12 protein-coding genes are annotated in these 12782 nt (G+C 43.5%); 5 read left to right on the forward strand and 7 right to left on the reverse strand.

The genetic code is table 11. The features are described 5' to 3' along the window. The first annotated feature begins 169 nt into the window (after positions 1–169). The 3 genes from ACAM39_RS07095 to ACAM39_RS07105 all read left to right on the forward strand — a co-directional run bounded on the left by ACAM39_RS07095 (position 170) and on the right by ACAM39_RS07105 (position 3549). Positions 170–808, forward strand: a complete 639-nt coding sequence (locus ACAM39_RS07095; protein WP_128679857.1) for a hypothetical protein — start codon at positions 170–172, stop codon at positions 806–808. Between the two features lie 146 nt (positions 809–954). Further along, positions 955–2025, forward strand: a complete 1071-nt coding sequence (gene leuB / locus ACAM39_RS07100; protein WP_369627154.1) for a 3-isopropylmalate dehydrogenase — start codon at positions 955–957, stop codon at positions 2023–2025. A gap of 216 nt (positions 2026–2241) precedes the next feature. Further along, on the forward strand, positions 2242–3549 hold the full coding sequence (locus ACAM39_RS07105) for a L,D-transpeptidase family protein (protein WP_369627155.1): 1308 nt from the start codon (positions 2242–2244) through the stop codon (positions 3547–3549). 54 nt (positions 3550–3603) lie between these two features. On the opposite strand, the gene ACAM39_RS07110 is transcribed toward ACAM39_RS07105, so the two are convergent. The 7 genes from ACAM39_RS07110 to ruvC all read right to left on the reverse strand — a co-directional run bounded on the left by ACAM39_RS07110 (position 3604) and on the right by ruvC (position 10879). Next, positions 3604–3828: a hypothetical protein gene (locus tag ACAM39_RS07110; RefSeq protein WP_160001443.1), complete on the reverse strand. Its 225-nt coding sequence runs from the start codon at positions 3826–3828 to the stop codon at positions 3604–3606. Between the two features lie 3 nt (positions 3829–3831). Next, positions 3832–5037 carry an RtcB family protein gene (locus ACAM39_RS07115; protein ID WP_369627156.1) on the reverse strand — a complete coding sequence of 402 codons (1206 nt, stop codon included), beginning with the start codon at positions 5035–5037 and terminating at the stop codon, positions 3832–3834. A 760-nt stretch (positions 5038–5797) separates the two neighbouring features. After that, positions 5798–6307 carry a peptidoglycan-binding protein LysM gene (lysM, locus tag ACAM39_RS07120; protein WP_369627157.1) on the reverse strand — a complete coding sequence of 170 codons (510 nt, stop codon included), beginning with the start codon at positions 6305–6307 and terminating at the stop codon, positions 5798–5800. A gap of 282 nt (positions 6308–6589) precedes the next feature. After that, a complete protein-coding gene (locus ACAM39_RS07125; RefSeq protein ID WP_369627158.1) occupies positions 6590–7693 on the reverse strand; it encodes a calcium:cation antiporter in 1104 nt (367 codons plus the stop codon). An 86-nt stretch (positions 7694–7779) separates the two neighbouring features. Further along, positions 7780–9171, reverse strand: coding sequence for an MFS transporter (locus tag ACAM39_RS07130; RefSeq protein WP_369627159.1), 1392 nt, complete (start codon positions 9169–9171; stop codon positions 7780–7782). A gap of 103 nt (positions 9172–9274) precedes the next feature. After that, the gene (gene purU, locus ACAM39_RS07135) at positions 9275–10135 is read right to left on the reverse strand and encodes a formyltetrahydrofolate deformylase (RefSeq protein WP_369627160.1); all 861 of its coding nucleotides are present in this window, start codon (positions 10133–10135) and stop codon (positions 9275–9277) included. 141 nt (positions 10136–10276) lie between these two features. Further along, positions 10277–10879 carry a crossover junction endodeoxyribonuclease RuvC gene (gene ruvC / locus ACAM39_RS07140; protein ID WP_369627161.1) on the reverse strand — a complete coding sequence of 201 codons (603 nt, stop codon included), beginning with the start codon at positions 10877–10879 and terminating at the stop codon, positions 10277–10279. Positions 10880–11149: 270 nt separating this feature from the next. Here ruvC and ACAM39_RS07145 point away from each other — a divergent pair, with 270 nt between their 5' ends. Next, on the forward strand, positions 11150–11785 hold the full coding sequence (locus ACAM39_RS07145) for an FxsA family protein (protein ID WP_100270231.1): 636 nt from the start codon (positions 11150–11152) through the stop codon (positions 11783–11785). A gap of 278 nt (positions 11786–12063) precedes the next feature. Beyond that, positions 12064–12771: a CoA transferase subunit A gene (locus ACAM39_RS07150; RefSeq protein WP_060994364.1), complete on the forward strand. Its 708-nt coding sequence runs from the start codon at positions 12064–12066 to the stop codon at positions 12769–12771. The last annotated feature ends 11 nt before the right edge of the window (positions 12772–12782 follow it).

A 12782-nucleotide genomic window follows, 5' to 3' on the forward strand; every position in this document is an offset into this window, starting at 1 on the left:
ATTTTTTGACAAAGGTTGGCATATTGGTTATGTTAGTCACATTTTAGCGTGCCTATGACTGTGTTTAAATCACGGCATCACCCGCCATGATTATCATCATCTAACTATGGCAGGCACCCTGTTACTGCAATTTTTTAATTGCTTTTTTTGATTTGAGGGAATAACGACCATGATGTTCACTAAGCGCTTTTTTCGCCCTGACTGTTTGCCTGTTGTAGCAATTGCGATTTGTTCAGCAGTGGCGCTATCTGGCTGTCAATCAATGACAAATCAGCCAAGCGCACGCGCCAAACCCTCAGTGGTAACAGCGTCGCAACCGATTGCTGCAGGCAAAAGCACACTAAAATGTACGGGTATTTATGCCTGTGAAATCAATCGTATTGGCACGTTGTCAGTTATCAATCAATCGACTCATACCCCGAGTGCTACCCTTGGCAACTATAACTCAGTTACCAGCCCAGTGGCCGTCACACCTTTGATCAGTAAGCCGCAGAGCAAATCTACTATACCAAATTACTTAGTAAGTTTTCCCAGTGGTCAGCACATGGTTGCCACCCGTTTTTATTTGGATGAGGACTTGACGACGGTTGAAAGTTTTAGTTTTATCCATCGTTTTGAAAGCGGTAAACGCTATGCGCTCAGAGCCTACCGCCAAATTCAAAAGACCGATTATAGTTTGCTAGCGCAATCTGCCCCAACGCCCCTGTGTATCGATTTGTATGAAAATGCCAAACTTACCAATCGATGGTGTAAAAAACCCAATCAGCAAGGCGCTTTATCGAATGAATTTATCAAGATTGCTTTATAGATGCGCCTAAAAGCTTTTCTCACAAAAAGCTTTATCCAAGAAAGCGTCATTCAATAACGCCTGATTCGATTATTTTTTAGAAACCAACAAAATTTTAAAAGCTGAATTGTCAGCACAAAGTTGTAGATTAACGTGAAGGAAGTAACATGACAAAACAGATCGCCGTATTACAAGGTGATGGTATTGGTCCTGAAATCATTGGACAAGCTGTCAAAGTATTGGACAAATTAATCGAGCAAGGCTTAGACGCCGACTATGAGTATGGGCTGTTAGGCGGGTCAGCGTATGATGTGCATGGCTCACCCTATCCAGAAGCTACCCAAAATTTGTGCCGCAAGGCTGATGCGGTATTGCTTGGTGCTGTCGGTGGCCCACAGTATGACAACCTTGAACGCTCAGTGCGCCCAGAGCGTGGATTACTGGCGATTCGTAAAGACTTAAATTTATTTGCCAATCTTCGCCCAGCGATTCTTTATCCAGAGCTTGCCAATGCCTCAACTTTAAAACCTGATGTGGTATCTGGCTTAGATATTTTGATTGTCCGTGAGCTCACCGGCGATATTTATTTTGGTGAACCACGCGGTATTCGCACGCTTGAAAACGGCGAGAAAGAAGGCTACAACACCATGAAATACAGCGAATCAGAAATTCGCCGTATTGCCAAAGTTGCCTTTGAAGCAGCACAAAAACGCGGTAAAAAACTCTGCTCAGTTGATAAAGCCAACGTACTTGAGACCACAGAGTTTTGGAAGCAGATTTTCACCGAAGTCGCTGCCCAATACCCAGATGTTGAATTGACTCACATGTATGTCGACAATGCAGCGATGCAGCTGGTCAAAGCCCCAAAACAGTTTGATGTGATTGCCACAGGCAATATTTTTGGCGATATTTTGTCAGATCAAGCCTCGATGCTGACTGGTTCTATTGGTATGCTACCATCAGCAAGCTTAAATGATACAGGCAAAGGGCTATATGAACCATCGCATGGTTCTGCCCCTGATATCGCAGGTCAAAATAAAGCCAACCCATTAGCAACCATTTTGTCATTGGCGATGCTGTTACGTTATAGCCTCAATGATGAAGCCCGTGCCACACAAGTTGAGCAAGCAGTGCAAAAAGTATTGCAGCAAGGGTTACGTACAGGCGATATCTTTGAACAAGGCACCACGCTGGTTTCTTGCTCAGACATGGGTGATGCGGTCATCGCTAACTTATAATCTTTGATTATCCTAATTTTTACCGTGCGCTAAAGGTAGTGTTAGCTGGTCTAACCTGCCTTTTTTTACGGCATTTTTACCAACAATTTTTTGAAAAATTTGTAAAATCCTGCTTATATTCAACCGAGTTTTGCTATAGTATGCCATTATCGTTTCTCTAAAACCTCGATAACCTTCCATCCTCACTTGCTAAATTTTTCTTAAAATTCAATGACTATGTCTGCTTATCATAAAATATTACCTTGCTTTACAAGCATCGTGCTTGCTATCAGTTTATCTGCCTGTCAACAGTCACCCAATCAAGCGATGGATGTACCCACAGTTGCTACAGCTAGTACTGCAGCCAGCACAACCGCAAGTGTTACTGCCTCTTCGCCTGCCCCAACGCTAAAAGCCAATGTCAGTCAACAGTTTATTGGCACAAGCTTGGTGCAGCAACGACTGAAACAAGCCTTGCCAGAGATTGCCTACACCACTGATAATTTACCGATGGTTGCCCAGCAAGTCAACCAAGTGAGTTGGTCACCCACAGGCGCTATTGAATTAAAAGCCATGCCTGCCTCTGCGGTGGTGGCGTCACAAGTCGCATCAACCTCGCCTGCCTCAGCGACTCCATCTGTGACGGGTTTTCAATCAACTATTGACTATGCTGCGCTCAAACAATCTACCAATGGCAATCAATCATCCGTGGCTAACAAAGACGCGTTACCATCAAAACAAGTGTTCATTAAGCCTGATGAACTGCTGGTATTTAAGACCCAAGCCCTGCTTAACTGGCATGGGCATAGTGTGGGTGCGCTGACAGGGATAATGAATAAAAACACCATCAAAGCGATGCAGATTTTTCAGCAAAAACACAATCTGCCCGTAACCACCACGATGGATGAAGCCACTTGGTCAGCGTTAACCAGCAACGAGACGTTAAATAAGCAGCCGATTTTTATCAATTATCAGCTAACGCGCGATGATTTGGTTATCACCAAAGCGCCTAAAGACATGCAATACAAATCAGCGCGTGAAGCGGTAGCTGAAAAATTCCATATGAGTCAAAAACTGGTAAGTCGATTAAACCCCACCACGCCACTCAAAGCAGGTAACGTTATCACCGTTTACAATCCTTATCAGCCCAATATGACGGAAGTGACCAAGGTTATAAGCGATAAAAAGAAAAACATCTTGTACGCCTATGCTGCTAGTGGTGAGCTCGTTGCAAGCTATCCAACAACCGTGGGTTCGAACTACACCCCCTCACCGTCTGGCAGTTTAAAAGTTAAAAATCGGGTATTGAACCCCACCTATAATACTGATTTTTCTTCCAAAGAAAAGTGGCTACCACCAGGACCCAACAACCCTGTGGGGCGCGCTTGGATTGGGTTATCAAAACGGGGCTATGGCATTCATGGCTCGCCTGAGCCTGAGTTAATCAGCGCGCAAAAATCACACGGTTGTGTGCGTTTGACCAATTGGGATGCGCTAAGTCTGTATGGTACGATAGCCGATGGCGCAGACGTGGTATTTGAATAAGTTTATATTTTATAGGCGTCAACTAAACACCCCAAAATTTGGGGTGTTTGATTATTACGACTCCTGTCGCCAAACTTGTTTTCGCAAATCCTGCTTGGTCTGTCTGCGTTGTTTCTTACGGGCGATTTCGACATCGTCTTTTTCATGCAGTCCGCCTTTTTGCAAAAGCGGATTTAACGCCAAGTAATTACGGGGTTTAACAGCCAAATTGGATTGAGCGATTGACGGATTTTTCTCCAGTTGCTCACCCAATTTGATTAATTGTTTTTGGTTTTTCATGGTTTATCCTTTAATACACATCACTTGTTTGAGCGTATGGACGACTTCGACAAGCTCTGACTGATTCGCCATCACTGCATCAATATCTTTATACGCCTCTGGAATTTCATCCATCACGCCCTTGTCTTTACGGCACTCCACGCCCGCCGTCTGTGCTCTTAAATCATCAAGGTTAAAATGCCGAATCGCTTTGCCACGGCTCATGCGTCGCCCTGCCCCATGTGAACAGGAACACAACGCCTCGCTATTGCCCTTGCCTTTGACGATATAGGATTTTGCCCCCATCGAGCCAGGTATAATACCAAGCTCACCCTCGAAAGCAGAAATTGCCCCTTTACGGGTGACGTACACATCCTCACCATAGTGATGTTCTTGGCTGACATAATTGTGATGGCAATTAATCGCCTCTTTCGTCAGCGTAAAATGCGGCAGTTCACGCTGTAGCACATTGATAATCAGCCGCATCATTTCACGGCGATTCTCCAACGCATAATCCTGCCCCCACTGCACCGCCTCAAGGTAATCGTCAAAACTATGGGAGCCTTGGGCAAAATACGCCAAATCACGGTCAGGCACATGCCCAAATCGGCTTTGCTGTTCCTTTTTGGCAAGGGTAATAAAATACTCGCCAATACAGTTGCCAATACCGCGACTGCCCGAATGCAGCATCACCCAGACATCCTCATTTTCATCGATACACAGCTCAATAAAATGATTACCACCACCCAGCGTGCCGAGCTGTTTTGCCCAAGTTCGCTCAAAGTTGCGCAGCATTTTAAGCAGCCCCTTGTGCTTATCGGTGATGCGCTTTAAGCGTTTGGCAAGTGGGTCAAGCGTAGTCATTTTCACCGTGATGGCTTGATGCTGGTTAAAACCGACAGGGACTTTGGCTTCAATCGCTGTACGGATTTTAGCTAGATTATCGGGCAATTGGTGGGCTTTGAGCGACAGTCGCACCGCGTTCATTCCGCAGCCGATATCCACACCCACCGCCGCAGGAATAATCGCATCTTTAGTCGGAATCACACTACCCACAGTCGCACCCTTGCCCACATGCACATCAGGCATCACCGCAATGTGATGATGGACAAATTCAAGCTGGGCAAGATTACGTAACTGCTGGATGGCTTCTTGTTCAATATCTTTGGTAAATACTTTGACAGGTACGCCATGTTGCGCAGATTTATTTAATACTAATTGAATACTCATATATTTTTTCTATTTTAATGCTAAATTCACACACCCTTAAAATTTTTAGCGTAGCAAATTTAGACCGATAAATGATAATCAAAATTTTTCGAAATAAGTTTGATAAGTAAATTTAAACAATAAAACGCCGCCCAATCGTTTAACATGACTGGCAAATAAGACTGACACACATAAATGCGTTTGAAAAACTAACTGCTCTGAAAAAGTTTGTTACCGCAGGGTGCGCTTTAGCTATCCGACGATTTCTATGGCATGTAAAAATAGGGACATGGGGAAATAGGAAAATTTTAGACAACAAAAAACCCAAATTATTACCATCACAATAAACACAATCAAAAGCCAATATTCGCTTTATTCTCAGTCAGTTACTATTGATGGTGATGCTTTGGGTTTAGTAAATCAAAATCGGTAAATATAGGGGCGTATGGGATATACGCTGTTAAAAACCAAATTTTAATTAGTTAAAACAGACGGCAGACACATCAACAGTGTTGTTTAGACGTTTTACGTTGTGAGTAAGTACGGACATCATGTGTCTCCTTTTTCCCTTTTGCTAGGGTGGCGGTTTTGGCGATGGTACTAACATCAAAATGCCAAAACAGAGCTGAAATAAAAGTTTAGGTGCATTCACAGTTTGATATGTTATCAAAACTAATGAATAATCGGCATACTATAAAACTTTATTTGTCGATATGCAAATTTTTTTACAAAAAAACCAGCGACAGGGGTCACTGGTTGTTTATAAGGCTTAAGGTAAAAATTAAGCTGGAATACGAAGCACTTGACCTGGATAGATTTTATTTGGGTCAGATAATAATGGTTTGTTGGCTTCAAAGATTTTGTTATATTGGTTAGTATCGCCATACACTTCTTTTGAAATTTTTGACAGCGTATCGCCTGATTTCACTGTGTACATACGAGATTCTGGCTCTTGCGTCGCAACCGTGATATTGTCTTCCACTTGTGCAACATACTGTACATTACCTGCTGCTAGAATGGCTTTTTCGCGCTCTGCTTGGTTAGCAGCAGAACCATTAATGGTTACTTTGTCAGTGTTACCGTCATAGTTGACAGATAGGTTGTCAATTTTAGCGTTTTGTTGGATGCGCTGAATCAATAAGTTCGCAATTTCTTGTGCAGATGGCTCAGTAGAAGCTGCAGGCGCTGTGGTTGGTGCAACGTTTGATGCGGGTGTCGATGCTGGCGCAGCGTCTTTGTTACGATGAAAGATTTTATCACCGATGTCTTTTGCAAAACTAAATAGTCCCATTTGTTTTTCCTTATGTTTTAATATTTTAATATACGATTTTTAATGTATGGTTTGTTGAAACTCTTAAATGACCGTTTCAACACCTCAAATGACTAGAACGACCTCAAATCGTGTTAATTATGGCGTTATTCTAGTTGCCCTCTAGATTAGCAAAAACTTAAATCGATGAGCATAAGTATTTAGTAAAGGAATGTTACTGATTGCAAGTAGTCTTTTCATTTATTACGTCATTTATTACGTCATTTATTACGCCAATTTTCTATGCAATTTATTCCTTTAGGATTAGGGAATAATGGAGAAAAACACAAAAGTGGCTAACATGACCAAATGGATGATGCCATGTAAAAAAGTGGTGCGCCCGGTACTTAAAGTATTGATAGTTATCATCAGCGTAATGACTAGCATTACCCCTTCTTTGGCAGACAACCCAAACATGACAGGCGTTGCTGTGAAGATTGAATAAAGCGCGATAACAGGAATTGTCAACGAAATAGACGCCAAAGCCGAGCCTAGTCCCAAATTTAAACTGTTTTGCAGCTGGTCGTTATAGGCAGCTTTTACCGCAGCAATAGATTCAGGCAACAGTACCAAGGCAGCAATGATAATCCCTAACACGATTTTTGGCATACCCATCGCTAGTAGCGCCGCTTCCATCGCAGGCGACAACATCTTAGCAAGACCTACCACCGTCACCAAACTGAAAAACAAAAATCCCACACTCATCGCCGTGGTTAGCGCATTATCACTGTGATGCTGATCATCTACACCGTCGGCAATAAAATAATCTCGGTGACGAATGGTTTGGGTAAAGATAAAGGCGGCATACAAAATCAAACAGCAAATTGCTACAAACATCAGCTGAGCGCCAATCATAAAACCGCCTGCGGCAGAGGTGGTAAAATTGGGTAAAATAAATACGATTAATGCAATCGCCAATAACACACTAATTGCCGCTTTACTGCCGTGCAAACTATAACGCTGTACATAATTTTTGATACCACCAATTAACAGGCAAATACCAATAATCCCGTTACAAATCAGCATCACTGCTGCAAATACCGTATCACGGGCAAGCACCGCGGCATCGGTGGGTGTACTACTACTCATGAGTGCCAAAATAAGTGCCACTTCAATCACAGTGACCGCCAATGCCAAAACTAACGTACCAAAAGGCTCACCCACTTTGTGAGCAATCACCTCAGCATGATGCACGGCAGCAAAAACTGACCCCATCAAAAAAATCGCCGTCACGGTATTCATGATGATACCCGAGGGATGCCAAATCAAATGCACCGCAAGCACTAAAGCGGCAATACTTGGCGACAATAACGTCCAAATGGGTAAATTGATATTAAATTTTTGGTTCAGCCAAAATGTTTTTGCCATATCCCCTCCGCTCTATCTATATTTTCTAATTTATCATATAAATAGATAATATGGTCAAAAATATCAAAAATCAATTAAAAATGAAATTATTTCTCATTATTTTGTAATTTATGCCAGTAAATTATTGGTACAAGGCACACAAAACCAATCAACATACTCACCCAAAAATGCCATTGATAGCCCAAAAAATGCGCCATATAGCCGCTGGCAAAATGCGCTGAGCCGCCCAACACCGTCAACAGACAAACCTGCACGGTAAAATCGCTCCCCGCATTGGCAGGGCGTGAATAATGCATAATGGTCGTGAGCATCGCAATCAGCGCCAACGATGCACAAAAATGCTCCAGCGCATTGACGGCATATAGCCACAAAAAATCAGTCAAAAATTGATGATAAAACCCATAAGCGACCAAGCCATATAACCCTGTGGTCAGCGCTTGGGCAAGATTAAAATATAGCAGTGACGTAAAGCGAGTGAGTCGTTTCATCAAGATTGTGGCGACCCCTGCCCCAGCGACTGAGGCTGCAGAGCCCAAAATAGTTGCCCAAAAGCCAATTTGCTGCAAGTTGATACCGACATCGACCATCATCGGTTTGACCATACCGCTTGAAATACCATCAGCAATTTTATAGGTCAATAACACCCCTAGCCAAGCCAGCATCTCTCGCGATGACCAGAAATACTGATAATGGTGGCTAAGGTAATTTTTTAGTGCCTTAAAACTGCCAGATTTTACTGACTGTACTTGTTTTTTGGAAGGTATAACCGAGGTGTGGGTGTGCTCTTTAAAAAACACAATGGGCACGGTATTCATTGCCACCAAAGCCGCCATGGCAAGAAAACTGTTGCGCCAGCCCCATTGTTGTAACAGCATCAGTAAAACACCGCCACCGACAATAAGCCCCAGCCGATAGCCGATGACTTGTACCGCATTGCCTTGGCTTTGGCGATGATGGTGATTGGTCGTCTGAGTCACCGAATCAGGCGCAGGCATATCGTGGGTCAGCGGTTCTTTGGGCGCCATAGCCGTTTTAAGCAAACGGGTTGCTAGCCCATCGGTCGCCACATCGTGTGTCGCACCAATGAGACTTAAGGTAAATAACATCCCGTACAATCTCATCACCGAACTGGTCTGTGCCAAATTATGCGGTTCAAAAAATGCCACCGCAACCAGTATGACAATCGACAGCCCTTGCATCGGCAAAATCCAGCTTTTGGCGCGTCCGATTTTTTGTGAATAATAGCCGTCCACGACAGTAGCCCACAAGAATTTAAGCCCCCAAGGTACCAAAATCAGCCCCGACCAACCAATGGCAACCAGTGAGACTTTGTATTCACGTAAAATCGCTGGCAAGGCTTGGGTGATAAATCCTGCGGGCAAGCCTTGAGCCAAATATAAGGTAAGTAGTAAGCCTAAGGTTTTATAGTGGGTCAAATGAGTGTTGGATGGTGGCGCTGGCGACTTTGATAACGGCATAGGACTACCACAGGTAAATTATTTTTATAATAATGAGAAGGGCGTAAAACCTACGCCCTAATAACAAGATAAACTGCAATGATAGCAAATAACGGATGAAAAATTAGTTAAATACCACGGTTTTATTGCCTGTGACAATCACCCGGTTTTGTAGATGCCAACGCACGGCACGGGTCAGCACGCTACGCTCGACATCTTGCCCAATCGCCCGCAATTCTGCCACATGGTGGCGATGGCTGACACGGTGCACGTCTTGCTCAATAATCGGTCCTTGGTCAAGGTCGGCTGTGACATAATGCGCGGTGGCACCAATCAGTTTGACGCCTTTTTCATAGGCTTGGCGGTATGGATCAGCGCCGACAAAGGCTGGCAAGAATGAGTGGTGGATATTGATAATTTTCATGTGCCAAGCGGCGGTAAATTCAGCGGACAAAATCTGCATATATCGCGCCAGCACCAACAAATCACAGTCTTTTACCAGCGCTTGAATCTCGGCTTCTGCTTGTACTTTATTGTCTTTGCTCACAGTTACTTGATGAAATGGCACACCAAAATTTTCTACCGCTTGGCGCAAATCATGGTGATTACTGACGACACAGGTAATCTCACAATCTAATTGCCCTTGTTGCCAACGCCACAGCAAATCAAGGAGTGCATGGTCATATTTGGACACCAAAATCGCCACTTTTTTACGTTTGCTGTTGTCAAATAGTTTCCATTCCATTTGATAGATGCGGGCGACGGTATGCTCAAAACTGCCTTTCATATTATCGATGATATTGTCTAAATCATTGATAGCCAATTCAAGGCGCATAAAATATTGACCGCCTTCGGGCTCAGTCGAGTATTGGTCAAGGCTGATAATATTGGCGCCATAACGATAAAAAAATTCGGATACAGCTTGCACAATGCCTGCGCGGTCTTGGCATTTGATCAATAAAGTTGCAGTAGCTAGTTGGCTCATGAGGTACTTCTTGTGTTCAGTTTTCAAAAGATGCCATTGTAGCGATTTTTGTGCTGACAAAGAAGTCTAAACCCGTCAAAAGCCTTGTTGGATATAAAATTTTCTTGAGATTCGTTTACCCCCTGCCTTTTAACCTGCCTTTTAACTTAAATTACCCAAATCAACGTCGGTCAAGCGCCAGCGTCCTTTTTTCTTTGAGCGTCCACCTGCGCTTTGACCACCGATTAGGGCTGCACCGCCGAGCAATTTATTCAGTGTCTGACTATGGTAGGCATGACAAATCGCACACGCCAAGCCATCTGCCGCATCCGCTTGCGGCTGTATCTCAAGGCTCAACAAGCGCATGACCATAAGCTGAATCTGCTCTTTGTCTGCTGCGCCATAGCCACATACCGCTTGTTTGATTTGCCGCGCGGTATATTCAGCTACTTGCAAATCTTTGGCAACCATAGCGGCAATCGCTGCACCCCGCGCCTGCCCAAGCTTAAGCGCGGTATCGGGGTTTGATGCCATAAATACTTGCTCGATGGCGGCGGTCATGGGTTCATTGGTATATTTTTGATAATGCTCAACGATACGGCTAACCCCATCAAATATCCGCTTTAACCGCTCGGGCATGGTTTCCCCTTGGCTGTAAGCATGAATCGTGCCTGCATCCAAATGTTCAAGTTTATCCCCACTCAACCGAATGATTCCATAGCCTGTCAGACGTGAGCCTGGGTCAATACCAATAAAGATACTCATAAAAGATGCTCGTAAAACATACTCGTAAAAAAAGATACCCACAAAACAATTTTGCTAAAAATGCAGTCGAAGCTAAAAACACCGAAACTGAAAATATCAAAACTAAAAATGTAGTCAAATTATAGCATTTATCAAAAATTTAACGAAAAAATTGCTGAATTTTAAAAAACTATTTGATAGTTTTATTCATTACCCCCATCATTATTGCACTGGTTAATGATTCATCGTTTGTTCTTTATAGTTTATTCACAATTTAGGAATCGTATTTTCATGGGAAACATAGTTGGGATTGCCATTGTCTGGTTGATTATTGAGATGCTGATTTGGTATCTAATCGCACAATTTGTCAGTGGCTGGTGGGTGTTTTTGTGGTTTGTCGTAGCGGGCTTTGTGGGTGCAGCACTCATTAAAAAAGGCATAGCCACCTTAAAACCGATGGCTGGACAAGCCCAAGCCGCCATGCTTAACCCTGCGATGCGCCCCAATGAAAACTCCGTAGTGAAAGCGATTGCTTTTGCGGTGGCAGGTATCTTGTTGGTACTGCCCGGTATTTTGAGTGATATTGCGGCACTTATTGTGCTATTACCTGCGGTACAAAATAAGTTCAAAGCCTTTGCCAAAGACTATGCCACTAAAAACCCAGAAAAATTGATGCAAATGATGGCAAGCAAAATGGGCGGTATCGATCCCTCAAAAATGGGGGGCTTAGGGGGTCTTGGTGGCATGGGTGGACAAAACCCCTTTGGCAGTCAAAATCCATTTGGCGGTATGGGCGGACAAAATCCGTTCGGGGGCTTTGGTAGCAAAAATAACAACGGCGGTAAATTTGGCACGACCATTGACGGACAAGCCAAAACGGTCAACTCGAACGCCAAACGCATCACCCGCTCTGCCAATGATGACTAGACAATGGATAAAAAATTGACTGTTAAAAATTAATAAACTTAAGGCATCCCTAGGATGCCTTTTTTTATGCCCTATTTTTGCGAAAACTGGGTTTACTTTTTGCAAAAATTCCTGCAATGTGATTTACTTAAGACGAAATTTGTTATATAAAACCTATAACGATACAATCTGTTTCGTTTTGGAAATTTTAGGTTTGAGCGTGATTTTTATTTTTGGTAAATGTTTTTATTTTTGGTAAATGATATTAACAACATTGGTTAGCGACAAGGAGTGAATGTATGACCAGCAAAGTATATGACAGTGCAGCTAGCGCACTTGAAGGCGTCATCAAAGATGGACAAACGATTGCGGTGGGTGGTTTTGGTCTGTGTGGTATCCCCGAAGCTTTAATTGAAGCGTTGCGAGATAGCGGCGTTAAAGATTTGACCTGTATCAGCAATAACGCGGGTGTCGATGGTTTTGGTTTGGGATTATTGCTAGAGACTCGCCAAGTCAAAAAAATGATTGCATCTTATGTCGGTGAAAACAAAGAATTTGAACGGCAGTTTTTATCGGGTGAATTGGAAGTTGAATTGACCCCACAAGGGACGCTAGCTGAAAAATTGCGTGCCGGGGGTGCGGGTATCCCTGCGTTCTTTACCGCAACTGGCGTAGGCACCCAAATTGCTGAAGGTAAAGAAGAGCGTGAATTTGACGGTCGTCAATATATCCTTGAGCGCTCATTAGTCGCTGATGTGGCACTGGTCAAAGCCCAAAAAGCCGATAAAGCAGGTAACTTGATGTTTAACAAAACGGCGCGTAACTTTAACCCAGATGTCGCCACTGCAGGTAAAGTCACCATTGTCGAAGTTGAGCAGTTGGTGGAAACTGGCGAGCTAGACCCTGACCAAATTCATTTGCCGGGTATTTATGTGCATCGCATCGTGGTCAATGCCAACCCAGAAAAACGCATCGAAAAAGTGACGACCAAAGAACAGACAAACTAGGATATAAGGAG

The organism is Moraxella sp. K02, assembly GCF_041154755.1.
GTDB lineage: Bacteria > Pseudomonadota > Gammaproteobacteria > Pseudomonadales > Moraxellaceae > Faucicola.